Source organism: uncultured Allobosea sp. (genome assembly GCF_945957345.1).
In the GTDB taxonomy this organism is placed as follows: Bacteria; Pseudomonadota; Alphaproteobacteria; order Rhizobiales; family Beijerinckiaceae; genus Allobosea.
This window is the reverse complement of record NZ_CAMFKW010000069.1, coordinates 1-19,615: the sequence shown is the minus strand read 5'-3', so window position 1 is coordinate 19,615 and position 19,615 is coordinate 1. Positions and strand designations below refer to the sequence as shown.

The 19,615-nt window shown below is 63.2% G+C and carries 21 protein-coding genes; 6 read left to right on the top strand and 15 right to left on the bottom strand.

Features of this window, described 5'->3' with window-relative positions:
- From Q0Q36_RS23005 to Q0Q36_RS22985, 5 genes are all read right to left on the bottom strand, one after another.
- Window positions 1–301: ATP-binding cassette domain-containing protein (locus Q0Q36_RS23005; RefSeq protein WP_293801819.1), on the bottom strand; the 301-nt coding region annotated here is incomplete at its 3' end.
- Between the two features lie 38 nt (window positions 302–339).
- On the bottom strand, window positions 340–1,443 hold the full coding sequence (locus tag Q0Q36_RS23000) for an amino acid ABC transporter permease (RefSeq protein ID WP_293801817.1): 1,104 nt from the start codon (window positions 1,441–1,443) through the stop codon (window positions 340–342).
- A 4-nt stretch (window positions 1,444–1,447) separates the two neighbouring features.
- Window positions 1,448–2,512 carry an amino acid ABC transporter permease gene (locus Q0Q36_RS22995; RefSeq protein WP_293801815.1) on the bottom strand — a complete coding sequence of 355 codons (1,065 nt, stop codon included), beginning with the start codon at window positions 2,510–2,512 and terminating at the stop codon, window positions 1,448–1,450.
- A gap of 123 nt (window positions 2,513–2,635) precedes the next feature.
- Window positions 2,636–3,670 (bottom strand): transporter substrate-binding domain-containing protein, encoded by a 1,035-nt coding sequence (locus Q0Q36_RS22990; protein WP_293801813.1) that lies wholly within the window; start codon window positions 3,668–3,670, stop codon window positions 2,636–2,638.
- Between the two features lie 32 nt (window positions 3,671–3,702).
- Window positions 3,703–4,911 carry a PLP-dependent aspartate aminotransferase family protein gene (locus Q0Q36_RS22985; protein WP_293801811.1) on the bottom strand — a complete coding sequence of 403 codons (1,209 nt, stop codon included), beginning with the start codon at window positions 4,909–4,911 and terminating at the stop codon, window positions 3,703–3,705.
- A gap of 79 nt (window positions 4,912–4,990) precedes the next feature.
- Here Q0Q36_RS22985 and Q0Q36_RS22980 point away from each other — a divergent pair, with 79 nt between their 5' ends.
- Window positions 4,991–5,923: a LysR substrate-binding domain-containing protein gene (locus tag Q0Q36_RS22980; RefSeq protein WP_293801809.1), complete on the top strand. Its 933-nt coding sequence runs from the start codon at window positions 4,991–4,993 to the stop codon at window positions 5,921–5,923.
- An 80-nt stretch (window positions 5,924–6,003) separates the two neighbouring features.
- On the opposite strand, the gene Q0Q36_RS22975 is transcribed toward Q0Q36_RS22980, so the two are convergent.
- The 7 genes from Q0Q36_RS22975 to Q0Q36_RS22945 all read right to left on the bottom strand — a co-directional run bounded on the left by Q0Q36_RS22975 (window position 6,004) and on the right by Q0Q36_RS22945 (window position 11,979).
- Window positions 6,004–7,299, bottom strand: coding sequence for a multidrug ABC transporter ATPase (locus Q0Q36_RS22975; RefSeq protein ID WP_293801807.1), 1,296 nt, complete (start codon window positions 7,297–7,299; stop codon window positions 6,004–6,006).
- 74 nt (window positions 7,300–7,373) lie between these two features.
- On the bottom strand, window positions 7,374–7,763 hold the full coding sequence (locus Q0Q36_RS22970; protein WP_293801805.1) for a hypothetical protein: 390 nt from the start codon (window positions 7,761–7,763) through the stop codon (window positions 7,374–7,376).
- A 39-nt stretch (window positions 7,764–7,802) separates the two neighbouring features.
- Entirely contained in the window at window positions 7,803–8,036 is a 234-nt protein-coding gene (locus Q0Q36_RS22965) for a hypothetical protein (RefSeq protein WP_293801803.1), read from the bottom strand.
- Between the two features lie 206 nt (window positions 8,037–8,242).
- Window positions 8,243–8,521 (bottom strand): copper-binding protein, encoded by a 279-nt coding sequence (locus Q0Q36_RS22960; protein WP_293801801.1) that lies wholly within the window; start codon window positions 8,519–8,521, stop codon window positions 8,243–8,245.
- A gap of 25 nt (window positions 8,522–8,546) precedes the next feature.
- A complete protein-coding gene (locus tag Q0Q36_RS22955; RefSeq protein ID WP_293801800.1) occupies window positions 8,547–9,029 on the bottom strand; it encodes a cupredoxin family protein in 483 nt (160 codons plus the stop codon).
- Window positions 9,030–9,064: 35 nt separating this feature from the next.
- Window positions 9,065–10,501 (bottom strand): copper oxidase, encoded by a 1,437-nt coding sequence (locus tag Q0Q36_RS22950; protein ID WP_293801798.1) that lies wholly within the window; start codon window positions 10,499–10,501, stop codon window positions 9,065–9,067.
- Window positions 10,502–10,515: 14 nt separating this feature from the next.
- A complete protein-coding gene (locus Q0Q36_RS22945) occupies window positions 10,516–11,979 on the bottom strand; it encodes a TolC family protein (RefSeq protein WP_293801796.1) in 1,464 nt (487 codons plus the stop codon).
- Between the two features lie 425 nt (window positions 11,980–12,404).
- Between Q0Q36_RS22945 and Q0Q36_RS22940 the strand changes: the two genes are divergently transcribed.
- Both Q0Q36_RS22940 and Q0Q36_RS22935 read left to right on the top strand, forming a co-directional pair.
- Window positions 12,405–13,193 carry a response regulator transcription factor gene (locus Q0Q36_RS22940; protein ID WP_293801795.1) on the top strand — a complete coding sequence of 263 codons (789 nt, stop codon included), beginning with the start codon at window positions 12,405–12,407 and terminating at the stop codon, window positions 13,191–13,193.
- On the top strand, window positions 13,190–14,617 hold the full coding sequence (locus tag Q0Q36_RS22935; protein ID WP_293801793.1) for an ATP-binding protein: 1,428 nt from the start codon (window positions 13,190–13,192) through the stop codon (window positions 14,615–14,617). Before Q0Q36_RS22940 ends, Q0Q36_RS22935 begins: the two co-directional genes overlap by 4 nt.
- 276 nt (window positions 14,618–14,893) lie before the next feature.
- On the opposite strand, the gene Q0Q36_RS22930 is transcribed toward Q0Q36_RS22935, so the two are convergent.
- From Q0Q36_RS22930 to Q0Q36_RS22920, 3 genes are read right to left on the bottom strand one after another with little or no spacing between them, the layout of a single operon-like run.
- On the bottom strand, window positions 14,894–15,574 hold the full coding sequence (locus Q0Q36_RS22930) for a transmembrane anchor protein (RefSeq protein ID WP_293801791.1): 681 nt from the start codon (window positions 15,572–15,574) through the stop codon (window positions 14,894–14,896).
- 11 nt (window positions 15,575–15,585) lie between these two features.
- Window positions 15,586–16,311, bottom strand: a complete 726-nt coding sequence (locus Q0Q36_RS22925) for a HupE/UreJ family protein (RefSeq protein WP_293801790.1) — start codon at window positions 16,309–16,311, stop codon at window positions 15,586–15,588.
- Between the two features lie 50 nt (window positions 16,312–16,361).
- A complete protein-coding gene (locus Q0Q36_RS22920; protein ID WP_293801788.1) occupies window positions 16,362–16,685 on the bottom strand; it encodes a hypothetical protein in 324 nt (107 codons plus the stop codon).
- Window positions 16,686–16,851: 166 nt separating this feature from the next.
- On the opposite strand from Q0Q36_RS22920, the gene Q0Q36_RS22915 reads away from it, so the two are divergent.
- The 3 genes from Q0Q36_RS22915 to Q0Q36_RS22905 all read left to right on the top strand — a co-directional run.
- Window positions 16,852–17,130 (top strand): metal-sensing transcriptional repressor, encoded by a 279-nt coding sequence (locus Q0Q36_RS22915; RefSeq protein WP_293801786.1) that lies wholly within the window; start codon window positions 16,852–16,854, stop codon window positions 17,128–17,130.
- Window positions 17,131–17,137: 7 nt separating this feature from the next.
- Entirely contained in the window at window positions 17,138–18,370 is a 1,233-nt protein-coding gene (locus Q0Q36_RS22910; protein WP_293801784.1) for a nickel/cobalt efflux transporter, read from the top strand.
- A 16-nt stretch (window positions 18,371–18,386) separates the two neighbouring features.
- Window positions 18,387–19,615 (top strand): MFS transporter (locus Q0Q36_RS22905; protein ID WP_293801782.1); only part of this gene is annotated, 1,229 nt, incomplete at its 3' end.

The following is a 19,615-nucleotide window of genomic DNA, read 5'->3' as shown; positions in this document are numbered from 1 at the left end:
AGACCATGCCGACGTCGCGGCGGATCTCGTCGATCTTCTTGAGATCGTTGGTGAGCTCCGTCCCGTCGACGATGATCTGGCCCTTCTGGTGTTCTTCCAGGCGGTTGATGCAGCGGATCATCGTCGACTTGCCCGAACCGGACGGGCCGCAGATGACCAGCTTCTCGCCGCGACCGACCTTCAGGTTGATGTCGCGCAGCACGTGGAACTCGCCATACCACTTGTTGACGCCGATCATCTCGACGGCGGTCGCGGTGTTCAGCGAGGTCTGCTTCAGCGCCGCGGGGCGGGTATCCGTCATCTTCGTTTCTGCCATTGCCATAGCCATGGGCGGGTCTCCTAGCGAGCAGCGGGGCCGCGCCGCTCCAGGAAATCGGCAAAGCGGGCGAACGAGAAGGACAGCGCGAAGAAGATCGCGCCGATGAACAGGAAGGTTTCGGCAGCCGGTGATGGCCAGGCCGGATCGGCCAGGGCAGCCTTGCCCGAACTGATTAGATCGAACAGCCCGACGACGAGTACGAGGCTGGTGTTCTTGATCATCACGATGATCGTGTTCGCCAGAGCAGGAATCACGACCCTGATGGCCTGCGGCAGGATGACGAGATATTGCGTGCGCCAGAACGGCAGGCCGAGCGCCGCGGCCGCCTCGTACTGGCCCTTCGGGATCGCCTGCAGGCCGCCGCGGACGACTTCGGCGAGATAGGCAGCCGCGAAGATCGTCAGGGCGACAAGCGCGCGCACGAATTTATCGGGAAGCAATGCTTCCGGCAGGAAGAGCGGCAGCATGATCGAGGCGACGAATAGGATCGAGAGCAGCGGCAGGCCGCGGACGGACTCGATCATGATCACGGCCGAAATCCGGACTGCCGGCATCGTCGAGCGACGGGCTAATGCGAGCAGGATTCCAACGGGGAAGGCGATGCCAATCGCGACAACGGTGAGGATCAGCGTCACCGGCAGGCCGCCCCAAGCGGAGGTCGGAATCTCTTCGAGGCCGAGACCGCCGCCCATCAGCCAGACGATTAGTGCGAGCGCTGCAATCCAAAGCCCGAGCAGCCTTGGCGTCCAGCTCGCTGGCCGGACCGACCAGCCGAGCAGCGCCAGAATAAGCAGACAGACCAGAGCGGGGCGCCAGCGCTCCTCGACTGGGTAAATGCCAAATAGCAGTTGGCCCGATTTGGCATAGATGAAGCTCCAGCACGCACCAGATGTCGCACGGCAGGCGGCCGGGTCCGGATTGAAGAGGACGGCGTCGAGCACCAGCCAACGCAACATTGGCGGCACCGCGACGGCGATCACCGCGCCGAAAGCCAGCGTCAGGGCGGCATTCAACGGCGAGCCAAACAGCAGCCCGGCGGTCCGGCGCAGCGAGGCCAGGAACGGCGCAGACCAGGCTTGTGCCGGCACGGGAGCCTCGGAGAGAGGGAGCGAAATCGTTTTCACGGGATCAGCGTTCCACGATGGCGATGCGGCGGTTGTACCAATTGGCCGCGCTCGACAGGGTCAGGTTCAGGGCGAGGTAGACGCCCAGGATGATGAAGACGCCTTCGATCGAATGGCTGGACTTGCTGATGATGGTGTTCATCACCGCAAGGAAATCCGGGTAGCCGACCGCGATCGCCAGCGTCGAATTCTTGACGACGTTGATGTACTGGCTGTTGAGCGGCGGCACGATCACCCGCAGCATTTGCGGGATCACGATCAGCCTCAGGATCTGGGTACGGGACAGGCCGACCGAGCGGCCGGCATCCCATTGCCCCGGCCCCACCGACAGGACGCCGCCTCGCACGATCTCGGCGATGAAGCCGGTGGTGTAGAGCGTCAGGCCGATCAGGATCGTGCTGAGTTCCGGTGTCAGCTCCAGACCGCCCTGGAAATTCGACCCCGCGAAGACCGGCCAGTCGGTCGAGAAGCCGGCATCGGCAACCCAGAGGCCGAACAGCAGTGCGGCGCCAGCGGCCCAGCTGAGGGGGGCCCGGAAGCGGCGCAGGGCGCTGGCCATCCGGGCGACGAGGATGAGCAGCCCGGCAAGGACGATCAGGGCGACTCCCGCCGTCTCCATGTCGACATGGACGCTCGGCACCATGACGCCGCGCATCGAGGCGAAGACGCCGGGTATCGGATTGAGCGCCTCCGCGACCGGCGGGAGGACCTTCCACCAGAGCGAATAGAGGAAGATCAGCAGGACGATCGGCGGCGAGTTGCGGGCGATCTCGACCCAGACCCGGCAAGTGCCGGCGGCGAGCGGATTGCTGCTCAGCCGGGTCACGCCGACGATCAGGCCGAGCACCGATGAGAAGACGATGACCAGCGCTGAAATGAAGACGGTGTTCGCCAGCCCGACGACGATGGCCCAGTAATAGGGATCACGTGACTTGTAGGAGAGGATCGCCTCGGAAATCACGATCCGGGATGGCATCGTCAGGAAGTCGAATCCGATCGGAATCCCGCGCGTCTGCAGGTTCGTGAAGGTCGTGGTGATAAACAGGCTCGCTGCGGCAATGACAGCCATCACCAATAGACATTGGATCGCGATCGATCTCGTCCTGGCATCCCTGAACATGCCGCTCTCCCCTACCTTGTGAATGCTTTCTTGGACGGGGGGAGCGTTGGTTCTGCTCCCCCGCGACAGCGCCTAGTCCCAGGGATAGGGGTAGTTCAGGCCGCCATCCTTCCAGAGCGCGTTCAGGCCACGATCGACTTTCAGGGGGCTGTTCTTCCCGAGATTGTTGTCCCAGATTTCGGCGTAGTTCCCCATCTGCTTGACGACGTTGTAGACCCATTTGTCGTCGAGCCCGAGCGGCTTGCCGAAGCCGGGCTCTTGGCCAAGCACCCGCTTGATCTCGCTAGATCCGGACTTCAGCTTCTCATCGATGTTCTTGGCGGTGATGCCGTGAAGCTCAGCCCAGAGTAGGGCATTGATCGCCCAGCGCGTGATGTCGAAGAGCTGATCATCCCCGCGTGCGACCGCGACGCCGTTCGGCTCGGCCGCATGGCCCACCTTGATGATGTCGTAGTCGTCGGGGTTCTTGGCCACCGAGGCTCGCTGGCCGGCGGCTGCCGTGCCATCGGTCACATAGGTGTCACAGCGGCCGCCGAAGAACGCGTCGCGGGCCTGGATCGTCGAGTCGAAATAGACCTTCTTCATCGTGATCCCGTGCTCTTCCTCGGTCTCTTCGATCGCTTTCTCCGTCAGGCTGCCGCCCCCTTGCAGGCACACCGTCTTGCCAGCGAGTTGCTTGGGATCGGTGATCTTGTCGGCCTTGCGCACGAGCAGGCCGTCGGTGTCGTAGAGCGTGATCCAGACGAAGCGGACCACCGTGTCGCGCGAGAGGGTGATGGTCGAGGTCCGCGACAGCACGTCGATCTCGCCGGTCTGCAGCGCCGGGAAGCGCTGGCCGGCATTGAGCGGCACGAAGCGGATCTTGTCCTTGTCGCCGAGGATAGCCGCCGCGAAGGTCCGGCAGATGTCGGAATCGAAGCCGCGATAATAGCCGTTCTCGTCAGGCCGCGAGAGGCCGGGCACGCCCTGGCTCGCCCCACAGCTGACATAGCCGCGCTGCTTGATCTTGTTCACCACGCTCTGTGCACTGGCATCGCCGATCGCTGCCATTAGGCCAGCGGCGGCAACCGCCGTGCCGAGCAGTACCTTCAATCTTGTCACGCTCATCTCCATTCCCCTGTTTTGCGGTTTTAGAAGGGTTATTCAGCTGCCGTTCGGCCCGCTCTTTGGGAGGCCGCAAAGTCAGCGGCCGCTGCAAAGGCCTGCTCCAAGTCGCCGATCAGGTCATCGGTCGCTTCCAGCCCGATCGACAGTCGCCAGAGCGGGCCGGGTGGCAGCCAGTCGAGGCTGGTCCGGCCTTTCCGGGGATCATTGACCGCGATGAGCGAGTGGACGCCGCCCCAGCTCGCTCCGAGCTTGAACAGGCGCATCCGGCGGAGAATTTCGGCTTGGACGCGCGCGAGCTCTGGTTTGAACAAGACCGCGAAGACAGCAGCCGCGCCCGAGAAGTCTCTTTTCCAAACCGCATGCCCGGGATGATCCGGCATGGCAGGATGCAGAATGCGAACGACTTCCGGACGCGCCGACAGCCACGTGATGATATTCTCTGCGCTCGCGGCGGAATGGCGCATGCGGACGGGCATGGTCATCAGGCCGCGCTCGCACAGCGCGCAGTCCTCTGGTGAGACGCCATAGCCGAGGAAACGTGCCGTATCCTTCAGGCGTCGGAACAGGCTTTCGTCCCGGACTGCGAGCGAGCCCATCAACAGGTCGCCATGGCCGCCCGCGTGCTTCGACAAGGCCTGCATGCTGATGTCGACGCCATGAGCCAGCGGCTTGAACAGGAGATGCGAAGCCCAGGTATTGTCTGCAGCGACCAGGGCACCCGCCTTGTGGGCCGCAGCGGCGATCGCTGGCACGTCCTGAACCTCGAACGTCGCCGAGCCCGGAGATTCCACCCAGACCAACCGCGTCCGGTTGTCGACCAGACCGCCGATCCCAGCATCGAGCCGCGGGTCATACACTGTCGCCTCGATACCCAAGGGCCCGAGGAAGCGCAGGATCATGTCCCGGGCGGGGCCGTACAGCGTCTCCGGCATCAAGACTCTGTCCCCGCTTCGGCAAACAGCCATCGTCGCCAGCGTCAGCGCCGCCATGCCCGAGGGCACGACGAGAGCCCTGGATGCCCCTTCAAGCTGGGCAATATGGTCCTCGAGGAGCCGGCTCGTCGGCGTCCCATAGAGTCCGTAGCTGAAACCGTCGTAGACGCGCTCGGCCCGTTTCTCGAACGCCTCAAGATCATCAAAAACGATCGTCGAAGCCCGCTCAACGGGCATTACCACTGCCTGGAATGGCTGGTGGGAACGCGCGGGCGGATGAATATGCGAGGTGTCATCCGATTTGGTCATAGGTAGACGCTAGCTCGCGCCGGCATTGCCATCTATGGCCATATCGATAGAGTCGATCCATTCTTGATATGGGCGGTTCATGAACCTGCGCGATGTCGACGTCTTCCACGCAATCATGATCAGTGGCGGCGCCGGAGCCGCAGCTGCCTTGCTCAGCACGTCGCAACCTGCCGTCAGCCGTTCGCTCGCCAAACTTGAGGCCGAACTCGGCTTCAGCCTGTTCGATCGGATCCGCGGCCGCTTGGTGCCGACGCGCGAAGGCCAGCTCTTCCATGCCGAGGTCAAGGCCAACCTGGTCGGCCTCGATCGCCTCAAGCTGCGAGCCGCTCAGATCAAGGAGGTCGGTGCCGGCACCATTCGGGTGGCTAGCCTGTCGGCACTTGGGCATGGCCTCGTCCCGAGAGCGATCACGGCATTCTCGCGCAAGCACCCGCAGGTGCGGATCAGCTATCAGGTGCGGACCTCCAACGTCGTTCGCGATCTCGTGGCGTCAGGCAGCTTCGACATCGGCTTGGCGGCTGACGAGATCGACACTGACGGTGTCTTACACACGGTGTTCACCACGCCTCGCGCAGTCTGCGTCATGCCACTGGGGCATCCGCTGACGAGCCGGGAGGTGATCACGCCGGCCGACCTGAGCGACGAGGGGTTCCTGGCGCTCGCGCCAGAGGACACGGTGCGACTTGCCATGGACCGAATCTTCGCGGAGCACGGTGTCCAACCCCGCATTTTAGTGGAAACGCCTTATGGCGTGACCATAGCGATCCTTGCAGCGCAAGGCCTCGGCATCGGCCTCGTCAACCCCTTCATTATCGCCGACAAAATGATCCAGGGGATTGCCGTTCGTCCCTTCGAGCCAGCGGTGCATTTCCGCGCCCTGCTTTTGAAGCCGCCTGGCAGCGCGAATTCCCGCCTCGTCGCAGCTTTTGTTGCCGAGCTATATGCAATCCGGAATGCCTTTGCCGTCCCGGAATGGAATTCAAGCGAGCCGGGTGTCGCGCGCGCCACCTAGACCGTGTCCTAGCCTAATTCAATTCTGAACCCGCACACGACGAGGGCCGATCGAGCGATGGCCGCGCTCCCGAGCCATTCTCAGCTCGCAATCTGCTCGCGACGACGCGGGAGCAGAGAGGTGTCGACCACACTCGGGGCGGCATGAACCTGGCTGATGGCTCGGGTGACCTCGCTGAAACGGGCCTTCGCGTCCGACCAGTTCTGCATGAAATCGAACAGCTCCCGCAGCGCTGGTGAAATCTCCCGATAGGCGGCCAGAGCGGCCACCAGCGCACCGAGCGACAATTGATCTCTCACAACGAGGTAGCCGCCGATCGTGAAGAAAAAGAAGGGCGTCAGGTTGGAGGTGTAATTGTATAGACCCTTGATCCTGCCTTTGAGGTCGTTGATCTCGACCCGGATCGTTTCCAGGCTCGCGGTCATTTGCATCTGATGGCGCAGGACCGACATGCCTGTCCGCGTGGCCGCCGCCTGCGAGCTATAGGCTCCCGAAGCCGAAGCGTCGGCTACCATCAGACCGCCGAGCTTGCGGGTCGAGCGAACCCTCTCACGCACCTTCGCATTGAGCCGCTTCTGCAAGCCCGGCAAGAGCGTAAGCTGCAGCGGCAACATCAGCAGTGCCGCCAGAGCTAAGGCCGGGTTCTGCATCAGCAGGAACAGGATGCTGGTCAGCAGAGCGCCGCCCTGAATGACGGGAACAACGGCAAGGCTGCCGCCGAAATACCCGATCGGCTCGACCTCCTGGACGACTACCGCGGAGAGATGTGCTCGCTGTTCGGCGCCCGCACCTGCGCGCGCGCGACGCAATACGCCGAGCCGAAGCCTGCGGACCAGGCGCTCGCTCACGCGGCCACGAATGCGCATGGCCGCGTATTTGATCAGGCCGTTCAAGGTCAGAGTGCCGAGGTAGCCTGCGCACAGCGCAAACAAGAGCGTCATGCGGTCCAGCGGCAGGCCAAGCAGCATCATGTCGACGTGGCCGCTATCGCTCGCATCGGCCAATGCATGGTTGATAATGTGCTTGGGGATCTCAAGCAGGAGCCACGCCGTTGGCAGCGTCATGATGGAAATGATCACGAGCTTGACCTGCAGTCTTGCGGTCGCGCGGATGACGTACGCCTCAAGCGATCCCACCCGCCCGCTAGCTGCCGGGCGCTCTGGAGCGCGCGAGGTTGCGGCAGCAAGCCGAGCCCGCCGACGGCGCCTTGTATTGTAGCGTCGATACCCGAGCCGCAGGCCAATCCAGAGTGTCCACGCCGGTGCAACCACGAACAACAGCGCCGCCGCAAGATTGATCAGCCAGTGGCCGTGCGGATAATCGAGACCCATGATCCGGTGGCCGAGATCATGGATAAACTGGAACGTCGCCGTCACGTCTGTTGAACTCGATCTTCGGTAGGCTGCCTGTGCCGGCGCTGCTTGTTCTGCCTCGGAGAAAGGATTGCACCTCAGCTCGGTGGGGCGCGAAGCGTGCGGTAGAGATCGTTCACCCCATCGCTGAAATCAGCGTCGGGATTGCGCGTGCAGAAGCTCCGCAGGAACTCGGCCTGCTTGAGCGACGGATAGGCGTCCGGCGCGAGATCAAGATCCTCGTCCTTCCCAGGAGGCGCCCGAAGCAACAAGCCGCTCATGTAGCCCTGTGCCCAGGCGAAGAAATTCTTCTCGGCCTCGGGCTTGCCGTTGGTCTCACGCAGGAAATACTGACAGCTGGAGGCGCCGATTCCGACAATCTTGACCGTCTGAGCTCCCGCTGGCCCTGCAGGCAGTGCCCCGGCAGCTGCGGAACAGAGTATCGCGATCGCGCGCATATGGTGTGATTTCAGGCAGTTCGCGATCATGTGCTGGCCTTTCGCCGAAGGCGGGGAGTCCTCTCGCCGTCATTCCGGATCATCCCGGCTGAGAGACGGGTCATCTGCAGAACAGCGCCCGTTCATGCAGACGATCTTGATGCGCCTGCCGAAGCAGTTCGCTTCATAGACTTCGCTTTTGCCAATGGGATTGAGGCGCGTGACCTTGGCGGTCGGGCAGGACGCTTCGATCAGTGCACGCTGCAGATCACCGTCGTCCGCTCGCGCCTGAAGCGCGACAAGCGCAATAGGGATCGTCAGCAAGACCAATCGCATGGCTCGCCTTTCAGCTTGTCTCATTCTCTGCGTGGTGGACTGCGAAACTTCGAACAGCTCGCGATGATGCTTGCGTCAGACAATGCACCGGCTGACGTAACCAACGCGGCCTAACTCTGGCGACGGGTAGCGGTCCTGGTCGATGACGAAGTTACGTGTGGCAAGGCGGTTTTACGCCTTGCCACACGTCAGGGCTACTTGGCCTTCTGCAGCTTGGTGACGGTGATCTGGCCGTTGACGCGATCAGCGTCGAACTTGATCTTGTCGCCCGCCTTCAACCCCTTGAGCATGGCCGGATCGCCGGCGCGAAACACCATGGTCATCGCATCCATGTCGAGGTTCTTGATCGCACCGTGATTGATGGTGAGCTTGCCTTGGGCCTCGTCGACCTTGGTGACGGTGCCATTGACCGACTGCGCAGCAGCCGGCAGCGCGACGATCAGAAATGCGAGGGTGGTCGCAGTCTTCAGCATGGGATGCTCCTTTCCCTGAGGTTGCTTACTTGACGATGATCTTGCCGGTCATGCCCGCCTCGCGGTGGCCGGGGATCAGGCAGGAGAAGTCGAATTCGCCCGGCTTGGTGAAGGCCCAGACGATTTCGCCGGCTTTCTTCGGCGCGAGGCGCTTGGCGTTCGGATCGTCGTGTTCCATGTCGGGGTTCTTCTGCATCTCGACGGCGTGCTTGAGGTTCTCCTCCAGCGTGGCCAGGACGAGCTCGTGGTCGAGCTCGCCATTGTTGCGCAGCTGGAAGCGGATCTGCTCGCCGCGGCGCACCTCGATCCGATCGGGGATGAAGGACATCTTGCCGTCCTTTTCGCTCATCACGACCTGGATAGGACGCGCAGGCTTCTTCGGGTCGCCCGGCTTGCCATAGGCAGTCTCGTCGCCATGGCCATGACCGCCCGCACCGGGCCCCGCCAAGGCGGCGCCGGCCGACATTAGAACTGCGATGGCTGCCAATTTGAATGCTGCTGTCTTCATGTAACTCTCCAGGAGGAAGTTTCGGTTGTCGCCATCTAGTGATTGGAATGGGGATTCTTGGCGGCAGGCAGCGGCTTGCCGTCCGGCCCGAGGCTCGGCTTGCGCGGATCCTTGACCCGCCACTCCGTCGCCTCGAGGCCGCTGTCAGGCGACGTTCCCCGCGGCGCATCCGCAAGCTTCTGGCCCTTGTATTCGAAGGCCACGGTGCCTTCCGGGTGCTTGAACCAGCCGGGGTCCTTGTAGTCGTTCTTCGCCAGGCCCTCGCGGACCTTCACCACCGAGAACATGCCGCCCATCTCGACCGCGCCGAACTGAGCGAAGCCCGTCATCATCGGCAGGGTATTGTCCGGCAGCGGCATCTCCATGGAACCCATCTCGCCCATGCCGTTCGAGCCCATCGGCATGTAGCCGGGCGCGATCTTGGCGATGCGCTTAGCCAGGTCCTTCTTGTTGACGCCGATATAGGTCTTCACCGAATGCCCCATGGCATTCATGGTGTGGTGCGATTTATGGCAGTGGATCGCCCAGTCGCCCGGCTCGTCGGCGACGAAATCGAAGGCGCGCATCTGGCCAACGGCGCAGTCGATCGAAACTTCGGGCCAGGCAGCAGCCGGGTCGACCCAGCCACCATCCGTGCCAGAGACCTTGAACTCGTAGCCGTGCATGTGGATTGGATGGTTCGTCATGGTCAGGTTGCCGAAGCGGATTCTGACCTTGTCGTCCTTGCCGACGACGAAGGGATCGATGCCGGGAAACACCCGGCTGTTCCAGCACCACATGTTGAAGTCGGTCATCGTATTGACCTTCGGCACATAGGAGCCGGCCTCGATGTCGAAGGCGTTGAGAAGGAAGACGAAGTCGCGATCGACGCGGCGGAAGGCCGGGTCCTTGGGATGGACGACGAAGAAGCCCATCATGCCCATCGCCATCTGGACCATCTCGTCCGAATGCGGGTGGTACATGAAGGTGCCCGAGCGCCGCAGCTGGAACTCGTAGACGAAGGTCTTACCGGGCGGGATATGGGGCTGCGTCAACCCGCCGACGCCGTCCATGCCGTTGGGCAAGCGCTGGCCATGCCAGTGGACTGCGGTGTTCTCGGGCAGTTTGTTGGTGACGTAGATGCGGACCTTGTCGCCCTCGACCGCCTCGATGGTCGGACCCGGCGACTGGCCGTTATAGCCCCAGAGATGGGCCTTCATGCCCGGCGCGAGTTCGCGCACCACCGGCTCGGCAACGAGATGGAATTCCTTCCAGTCGCCGTTCATCCGCCAAGGCAAGGACCAGCCATTCAAGGTCACGACCGGCTGGTAATCCGGCCCCGTGGTCGGCACGAGCGGCGCCTGCGTCGTTGCGTCCTTCATGGTCGGAGCTTCCGGGACGGCAGCGAAAGCGCTGCGCCCCGAAACCGCGGCCGCGCCGGCCAGCACGAGCCCGGAGGAACCGATGAAGCCTCTGCGGGATAGGGATGTCATCTCGGAAAGCTCCTTCAGTGCCCGCCACCGGCGTCGCCGCCTGCTGCCGCCGCGGCGACCGTCGCGCCGCCGCCCCCGCTGCCACCACCGATCAGCGCGTGCTTGAAGTCGGTATGGGCGATCCAGAAGTCTCGCCGGGCGTTGATCGCTGCGACGTTCGACAAAATGCGGTTCCGGGCGTCGGTAATCAGATCGGTCACATCGTTGAGCATGCCGCTGTATTGCAGCAGCGATTGGTCCTGGATGATCTTGCGCAACGGCAGGACGTTGTTCTGGTACTGGCGGGTGATATCGTAATTGGCACGGTAGGCGGTATAGGCTTCGCGCGCCTCGGAGCGGGCATTGACCGCCTTTTCCGCTAGCTTGTTCGCCGCCTGCATGTAGGTCTGCTCGGCGAGCGCGACCTTCGACTGGCCGAAATCGTAGATCGGGATGTCGATCTCCAGCTCCAGCGTCTTGCTGCGGCTGGTCTCACGCTCGACATGGCCGTCTTCGGAGATGCTGCGGCCGCGGTCGTAAGTGCGCCGTCCCAGCAGGTCGATGTCATTGACGAAGCGCGTTGCCTGGGTGAGTCCAAGCGATTTCGCCAGCGTGTCGAGCTCGGCGCGTGCGATCTGGATGTCGACGCGCTTGCGCAAAGCCTCGGCCTCGACTGCCTTGACCGATTGCAGTCGCGGTAGCGGCGGCAGGCTGCCGACGCGGAACTTCAGATCATTGCCCCACAGCCCCAATTGGCGGACCAGCCGCTCGCGCTCCTGGCGCTGTTGCTGGCGCGCCTGCGCGAGCTGCACGGTGAGCTCTGCCTCGAAAGCGAATTCGCGCGCCTGGTCGAGCTTGTTGACGCCGCCGGTCTCGCCGAGCCGCTTGAACAGTTCGGAAGCCGCATCGGCAGAGCTCTTCGCCTCCTGATAAAAGGTGACCTGCGCGTCGGCCGCAGCTGCCCGGTAATACTGGCGGCGGGTATCGGCCGCGAGCTTCAGGACAGCTTCGGCCGTCCGTAGCTGCGCCGTCTGGAACCGATCGCGCGCGATTTCCGCCCGCGCCGGCAGGGTCGCCAGCGCCAGCAGGCTGCCGACGATCTGTCGCTCGACCTCGATCTCGAAACGGCCGGACAGCTTTGAGATGCCGAGGCGCGGATTGGGCGGCAGGCTGGCCGCCACCATCTGGGCCTCGGCCATGCCGAGCTCGTTGAAGGCCGCCTGCAGGCCACGATTGTTGAGCAGGGCGATCTGCACGGCGCTGTCCGCGGTCAACGGCTTGCGCAGCAGCTGGTCGACTCGCGCCTTCGCCGTGAGCGCCGCCTGATCGTCCCCAATCTTGACGACCTCCTTGCCGATGTCGGCATAGGCAGCCGACTGGATCGCGCCCATACCGCCATCGGCGGAGAAGCTCGCGCAGCCTCCGAGCAGAGCCGCCGCTCCGGCAAGCAGCCCGAAACGGAACAGGCGACGGGCGTTCGAGGTCGCTGGAACGGTCAAGGCTGTCCTTCCCCGGGTAAGATTGGTCGCTAAGATGGAGTTAGCAAGCGACGTCATGGCTTCGGGCCGACGTCACGGTTGAGCTCGTGCCAATCCTTCGGCTCAGCCGGACGGTAGGTGGCAGCGCCTGCCGTCACGCTCCGGTATTGGACCGCGGGGACACGGACATTCGGGTCGGCCGGCCTGGCAAGATAGTCGGGAACGGGTGTCAGCGAACAGGCGCCTAACGCCAGCCCTACACCTGCCAGGAACGGCACCTTCACGAACGTCACGATTCGGCTCCCCGTGTTTCGACAACATAGGGGTAGCAGCGCTCTACGGCTGTCGTCCGTTACAAATTGTATCAAAGCAACGCGGGCGGCAGCGCGATAAGCGCGCTATTGTGCAGTCGTTGCAGGGAAAAATGCGACACCACACGGACAGGCTTGTTCTGGGAAGCCGAGCAAAAGATGGATCAAGATCCAATCAAGATCACGACCGAAGACCACGGGCATATCCTCGTCGTGGACGATGATCCGCAGATCCGCCTCCTGGTTTCACGTTTCCTCCAGCGTCACGGCTACCAGGTCACCGGAGCACCGGACGGGCGCGTGATGATGGATGTCCTGACCCGCACCACCATCGATTTGATCGTGCTCGACTTGATGCTGCCTGGGCGTTCCGGCGTCGAGCTTTGCCGCGATGTCCGCATGACCTCCCAGGTGCCCATCGTGATGCTGACCGCCCGCAGCGAAGAGAGTGATCGGATCGTGGGATTCGAGGGTGGAGCTGACGATTATGTGACCAAGCCGTTCAGCCCTCGCGAATTGCTGGCCCGTATTCGGGCCGTCCTGCGCCGATCCCGCACGGCGCGCAATCGAACTGAAACCAGGCGTTCCGAGATCGTCATGTTCGACGGCTGGACGATGGATCTGCGTCGCAGGGAGATTCAATCGCCCTCGGGGACGCTGATCGATCTTTCGACCGGAGAATTCGACCTTCTTGTCGTCTTCGTCGAGCACGCCAACCGCGTGCTGTCGCGGGAGGCGTTGATGCAATTCGCCAAGGCCCGGAACAGCGGCGACCCGTTCGATCGCACCATCGACGTCCAGATCAGCCGGCTGCGGCGCAAGTTGGAGGCGGTGGCAAACGGCGGCCAGCTCATCAAGACGGTCCGTGGTTCTGGCTACATGTTTGTGTCGGATATTCGCGTGCAGGAAGGACAATCCGCTTGAGGAAGCTGGTCGAACGTCTGACGCCGGACACGGTCGCGAGCCGCGCCATCATGGTCCTGGTGGCAGCACTTCTAGCATTCCATCTGCTTGGCTTCTGGGCGTATCGAGTTGGAGTCGAAAGCTTGGCCACAGCGGCACGCGATCGCGGCCTCGCCGAGCATATCGTCTCGATCAAGCGAGCAATCGCTGGCGCTCCCGCCGGGCAGGAACGAGATCGTGTCGCTCACGACTTGTCGAGCGCCAGCCTCGAAGTCCATTGGAGCAAGGTCAGCCTCGTCCTCGGCACGGCGCCGATGACGGAGCGAACCACGACGATGGAGGCTCGCCTCAAAGAACTCGCACCCGAACTCGCGGCAGAATCATTTCGAGTCGGATTCGCCGATGACGGAGCTCTTGGAGCCGCGAACGCTGATGCCTATCGGCACATGATGTTGATCTCGGTGCGGCTCGACGACGGCTCCTGGGTGAACTTCTCGTCTTCCGCACTCGGAGCGAACCAGATCGTCGACTGGAGTGTGATCGCGGTCACAATCTGTTTTGGAGTCGGAATTGTTATCGTCGCGCTCCTGCTTCTGCGCTGGGCAACACGACCGTTGCGTGATCTCGCCCTTGCCGCCGAGCGCTTCAGCCTCGATCAGACACCACAACCGCTTCCCGAAAACGGACCTATCGAAGTGCGCCGTGCCGCCCGGGCCTTCAACACCATGCGCGAACGCATCCAGCGCCTCGTCACGGAGCGTATGCAGGCAATGGCAGCCGTCTCGCATGATCTGCGAACACCGATCACGCGCCTCAGGCTCCGCTCCGAGTTGCTCGATGATGATGCGACGCGCGACCTGATCGATGCCGACCTCGGTGAGATGGAGGCCATGATCGACTCGACGCTGGAATATCTGCGCGGCGGCGCTTCCAGTGAAGCGATTCGTCCGATCGACCTTGCTTCGGTCATCGAGACCATCGTCGACGACCATCTCGATCAGGGGCATCGAATCGCGTTGGTCGGTCTCACCACCGCTCCGGTACTGGGGCGTGTGCTCTCGCTGAAGCGCGCGTTCTCCAACGTCATCAGCAATGCCGTCAAATATGGCCATGCCGCTAATGTCATGATTGCCGAGTCGGGAGACCAAATCGTTATCACCGTCGAGGACGAAGGACCTGGCATCCCGCCCTCTGACATGGAGCGCGTATTTCATCCGTTCGTGCGCCTCGAGGAATCCCGAGGCCGCGAGACGGGAGGGACCGGTCTGGGCCTGACGATCGCAGCATCAGTGATCGATGCGCACGGTGGGCTCATAAAATTAGCAAACCGCGCGGAAGGCGGCCTTTGCGTGACGGTTTCCTTGTTGAAGGCGAGCCAGAGCAGAACTGCAACGGTAGGCCACGCCGAAGCTGACAGGCAGACGCGATTAGCGGCGTTGTCGTAGTGGCACTGAATTGCTCCCAACTGTCGGATTGGATCGAGCCAGTGGCTGCCTCCGTGAGGATTTCCAAGAAACTTCGACCATGACCATCAACGTCTGCAGCTTCCAGCTATGGCTGTGGTTCAACTGACGCGTCTTTCGAGAACGCGAGGATCCAAGCATCGACAGGATGAACGCTGGCGGCGAGCCGTTGCGAGAGAGTAAAACCGTATTGGGTGACCGATTTTCCGAAATGAACCGGCCAGAGCGTCAAGCGCCCTAGCCGGCCAGGCAGGACGATCAGATCATCCGCTTGATTTCGGCATAGGCGCCGTTCGTCTTCAGCGTGATCGTCACGTCCTTGGAACCGCGGTTGCGCCAGAACCAACCGTGGGCGCCGTCGCCCTCGGCTGTCAGCACGCCCTCGTCGCCCGCAGCGCCGCGGCCCTGCTTATAACTCTTCTCCTTGCCGCCGCCGGTCGGGGTGCCATGCATGTCGTAGTTGACGACGCCGCCCTCGGCCGCCCAGGAGAAGTTCACCTTGGCGCCCGCCTTCATCGTGAGCTTGTACTCGACGCCCTCGCTCGGCTTCAGGGTGATGACCGTCTCATCCTTGCGTCCGGCTATCTGGGCGACGACCAACCGCTCGCTCGCCTGGGCGGGAGATACGAAGAGGGCCGCGAGCGTGCTGCCGAACAGGCTGGAACGCTGATCCGGAGCCGGACGGGTGGGTTGCTCGATGGAGCCCGTCGAATCCTTCTGGCGATCCCGTTGGGCTTCTTCGGCGAGCTGGGCCTTTATCTCGCCCATCTCAGTCAGCTTGAGCATGCGCCCGACCCCGGTCGGGTCGATGGCGTATTCGGCCGGGAGCACGACGGTGACGAGGATACCGGCGGCGGCGACGAAAGCGATGGCGGTGGAACGCAGGAGCTGAGCCGAGGTCGGCAGTTCCGCGCGGGTCGGGATATCGGTGTTGTACATTGGTGCGAACCTCAAGCTTGCGAGACGAAATAGCCGGTGAGCTGGTAGCCGATCAGCACGAACCCGGCGGTGAGCATGACGGTGTTGGCGGCGTAGGCGTGGCGCCAGAAGCTGTCGGTGCGGCGCCAGTAGCCCATCGCGATCAGGATCATCGCCAGGGCGGTGAGCTGCCCGATCTCGACACCGATGTTGAACGCGAGGAGGTTCGGGACGAGGCCGTCGGGCGAGATGTTGTATTCGAGGATCTTGGTCGACAGGCCGAAGCCGTGGAACAAGCCGAAGACCAGCGTCGCGATCTTGGTGTTCGGCTGGAAGCCGAGCCACCTCTGGAAGGCGCCCATGTTGTCGAGCGCCTTGTAGACGACAGACAGGCCGATGATCGCGTCGATGATGTAGCTGTTGATCCCGACGTTAAAATAGACGCCGAGGAGCATCGTGGTCGAATGACCGATCGCGAACAGGCTGACATAGATCGCGATATGCTTCAGCCGGTAGAGGAAGAAGATCACCCCGAACAGAAACAGGATGTGGTCGTAGCCGGTCACCATATGCTTGGCGCCGAGATAGACGAAGGGGATGAGGTTCACCCCCGTGATCTCCTGGATATAGCCCTTGTCGCCTTCCGCGACGGCGTGGGCGAGCGCTGCGTTCAGGCTGATCAGCCCGAACATCGCAGCGAGCAGGACGAGGAGAAGCGCGCGCAGCTTGCGACGCCCCGCCGATGAGGATCGTTTCATATGATTTCCGAGATTTGTCGTGAGGGAACGCCGCGGCAGGCGGCGCGCTTTCAAGCGACGACGTATCTCGGAGGTCGATCGAGCCCGTGGCGAACGCCTAGTTCGCCGTCTTGCGGCTCGTGCCTGGCCACGATTTCGACGAAGCTCGGCATTCCGAGCCGAGGCTGGGCGACGAGGTTGGCTGTCTCGTGGACGTGGTCGGAGGTATTGTGCCCGTGGACGTGGCCCGGGACGCGCTCGTCCGGCTCGCCCTCGTCATGCGAATGCCCGTGCTCCGCGATGGTCGCGGCAAGCTCCGCGTGACGCTGAGTTTCGGCCTGAGCCATCGCATAGACGTTGTGGCCCGCCTGAACATGGACGGCGGACAGCAGCATCGCGAACACCGCCAGGAAGGCGGCCGCGAGGCTCGATCTGATTCTGATGCTGCGACGCGGCATGGAGATCAGCTAGGGGCACCATTCTTAACGAAAGTTTGACGTGATGAACTGAAGGCGTCGAATCGCGCTTTGACTCATCCTATCCAGGGGGATACCATTTGCCATGTCCGAAAGCCATCTCCACGAGAGCCATCCCGAGATCGCCAAGCGCCTGAAGCGGGCGGAGGGCCATCTGCGCAAGGTCATCGAGATGATCGAAGCCGGTCGCCCGTGCCTGGAACTCGCACAGCAGCTTCAAGCGGTCGAGAAGGCGATCGGACAGGCCAAGAAGAACCTGATCCAAGACCATCTCGATCACTGCCTTGAAGACGTCATCGGACCTCTCGCGCGCGAACAGCGCCGCTCGATCGACGAGTTCAAGGAGATCGCCAAATACCTATGAGAATGTGATGCCGTCCTTCGCCGACTTGCTCCAGCAGAGTGCTTCCCACGCCTGGCTGTTCATCCCGAGCGCAATCCTGCTTGGCGCGCTCCATGGTCTCGAACCCGGCCACTCCAAGACCTTGATGGCCGCTTTCATCGTCGCGATCCGGGGCACCGTCACCCAGGCGGTCCTGCTCGGGCTTGCTGCGACGATCTCGCACACGATCGTGGTCTGGGGCATCGCCATCGGCGGCATGTATCTCTGGCAGGGCGTCGCCCCGGAGACCTTCGAGCCATACCTCCAGATTGCCTCGGCCATCATCATCGTCGCCATGGCGGCGTGGATGCTGTGGCGGACCTGGGAGGACCAGCAGCGCGCCGCGTTCGCCTCGGGACATAGCCATAGCGGTCACGGCGGCCATAGCCATGGTGGCCATGCCGGGCGCAGTCACGGGCATCACGGCCATAGCCACGACGACGTGCGACGGATCGACACCGGACATGGCGTCATCGCCGTCGAGGTCTTCGAGGACGGCGTGCCGAAGCGGTGGCGCATCCACAGCGAGCGAGGCCATGACTGGGCAGCGAAAGACGTGAAGGTCGTCACCGAGCGACCTGACGGCTCGCGTCAGACCTTCACCTTCGAAAGCCGCTCCGGTTTTCTGGAATCCGTGCAGGAAATCCCCGAGCCGCACGAGTTCATGGCGCGAGTCAGCCTCGGCCATGGCAACCACACCCATGACTACGACCTGTCCTTCGTCGAGGACCATGCGCATGGTCACGACCACATGCACGAGGAACTGCGCGGGCTCGACGTCGCGACGGACGGCTATCAGGACGCCCACGAACTCGCCCATGCCAACGACATCCGCCGCCGCTTCGCCGACCGCAACGTCACGACCTGGCAGATCGTCCTGTTCGGCCTGACGGGCGGCCTGATTCCTTGCCCGGCGGCAATCACCGTGCTGCTGCTCTGCCTTCAGCTCAAGGAGTTCACGCTCGGCTTCACGCTAGTGCTCTGCTTCTCGATCGGTCTCGCCATCACGCTCGTCGCCGTCGGCGCGGCCGCGGCCCTCAGCGTCCGGCACGCGACGAAGCGCTGGTCCTGGTTCTCGACCTTCGCCAGGCGGGCTCCCTACTTCTCAGGGATCCTGCTGATCGGCGTCGGCCTCTATGTCGGCATCCATGGCTTGATGGGGCTTTCGGCTCAGGGGTCGCGCTCCGCGCAGGCTGCGTCGACGCTGTCGCTCCGCGGTTGAACGAGGACGCGCGATCATGCTCGACGTCCTCGCCAATCGAACCTATCGCCACCTGTTCCTCGCGCAGATCATCGCGCTGCTCGGAACGGGGCTTCTGACGGTTGCGCTGGGTCTCTTGGCCTTCGAGCTCGCTGGCGACCGGGCCGGTGCGGTTCTCGGAACCGCGCTGGCGATCAAGATGGTGGCCTATGTCACAGTCGCGCCCATCGTCGGCGCCTATGCCGCGCAGCTTCCGCGCCGCGCATTCCTGATCGCGATGGATCTGGTGCGGGCGGCGATCGCCCTGCTGCTGCCGTTCGTCTCCGAAGTCTGGCAGATCTACGTCCTGATCTTCCTGCTGCAATCAGCCTCGGCCGCCTTCACCCCCACCTTCCAGGCGACGATCCCCGACGTGCTTCCGGAGGAAGCGGACTACACCCGTGCGCTGTCGCTCTCCCGCCTGGCCTATGACCTCGAATCCCTGATCAGCCCGGCGCTGGCTGCGCTGCTGCTCACCCTCATCAGCTTTCACTGGCTGTTCTCCGGGACCGTGGTCGGCTTCCTATGTTCGGCAGCTCTGGTGCTCTCGGTGTCGTTGCCGGTCTCGCCAGCCGTCCACCGCGAAGGCGGGATCTACGACAAGACGACGCGCGGCATGCGGATCTATCTCGCGACCCCGCGCCTTCGCGGCCTGCTCGCCTTGAACATGGCAGCCGCCGCCGGTGCTGCGCTGGTCATCGTCAACACCGTCGTGATCGTGAAGGGCTGGCTCGGGCTCGGGGACGGACAAGTCGCGATGGCGCTCGCCTGCTTCGGAGGCGGATCGATGCTGGCGGCGCTGCTTTTGCCGCGGCTGCTCGACAAGCTGCCGGACCGCCGCGTCATGCTCGTTGCCGCCTTCTGGCTCGGTCTCGTGCTTTCGTTCTTCGCCACCGCCCTGTTCGCAGCGTCATGGACCGACATCACGACCTCGACAACTGTCGCCGGAAGTTGGGTCTGGCCCTTGCTGCTGCTGACCTGGATCCTGCTTGGTATCGGCTATTCGGCGGTACAGACGCCCTCCGGCAGGTTGCTGCGGCGTTCCGCCCAGGCGGCCGATCGACCCGCCGTGTTCGCAGCACAGTTCGCGCTGTCGCATGCCTGTTGGCTCCTCACCTATCCGCTGGCGGGCTGGCTCGGAACCGCGCTTCCGCTTTCGATGACGGCCTTGGCCTGTCAAACGGCCTGCAAAGTTGCCCCCCGATCGGCGTCCAATTTTGACCCCTT

Bases quoted from the DNA above. Each gene is read 5' to 3' on its own strand.
- Q0Q36_RS22970 (WP_293801805.1), bottom strand. From the start codon at position 7,763: ATGATCGCGAACTGCCTGAAATCACACCATATGCGCGCGATCGCGATA.
- Q0Q36_RS22920 (WP_293801788.1), bottom strand. From the start codon at position 16,685: ATGCTGCTGTCCGCCGTCCATGTTCAGGCGGGCCACAACGTCTATGCG.
- Q0Q36_RS22910 (WP_293801784.1), top strand. From the start codon at position 17,138: ATGCCGTCCTTCGCCGACTTGCTCCAGCAGAGTGCTTCCCACGCCTGG.
- Q0Q36_RS22995 (WP_293801815.1), bottom strand. From the start codon at position 2,512: ATGGCTGTCATTGCCGCAGCGAGCCTGTTTATCACCACGACCTTCACG.
- Q0Q36_RS22950 (WP_293801798.1), bottom strand. From the start codon at position 10,501: ATGACATCCCTATCCCGCAGAGGCTTCATCGGTTCCTCCGGGCTCGTG.
- Q0Q36_RS22990 (WP_293801813.1), bottom strand. From the start codon at position 3,670: ATGAGCGTGACAAGATTGAAGGTACTGCTCGGCACGGCGGTTGCCGCC.
- Q0Q36_RS22960 (WP_293801801.1), bottom strand. From the start codon at position 8,521: ATGCTGAAGACTGCGACCACCCTCGCATTTCTGATCGTCGCGCTGCCG.
- Q0Q36_RS22925 (WP_293801790.1), bottom strand. From the start codon at position 16,311: ATGAAACGATCCTCATCGGCGGGGCGTCGCAAGCTGCGCGCGCTTCTC.
- Q0Q36_RS22930 (WP_293801791.1), bottom strand. From the start codon at position 15,574: ATGTACAACACCGATATCCCGACCCGCGCGGAACTGCCGACCTCGGCT.
- Q0Q36_RS22985 (WP_293801811.1), bottom strand. From the start codon at position 4,911: ATGACCAAATCGGATGACACCTCGCATATTCATCCGCCCGCGCGTTCC.
- Q0Q36_RS22955 (WP_293801800.1), bottom strand. From the start codon at position 9,029: ATGAAGACAGCAGCATTCAAATTGGCAGCCATCGCAGTTCTAATGTCG.
- Q0Q36_RS22980 (WP_293801809.1), top strand. From the start codon at position 4,991: ATGAACCTGCGCGATGTCGACGTCTTCCACGCAATCATGATCAGTGGC.
- Q0Q36_RS22915 (WP_293801786.1), top strand. From the start codon at position 16,852: ATGTCCGAAAGCCATCTCCACGAGAGCCATCCCGAGATCGCCAAGCGC.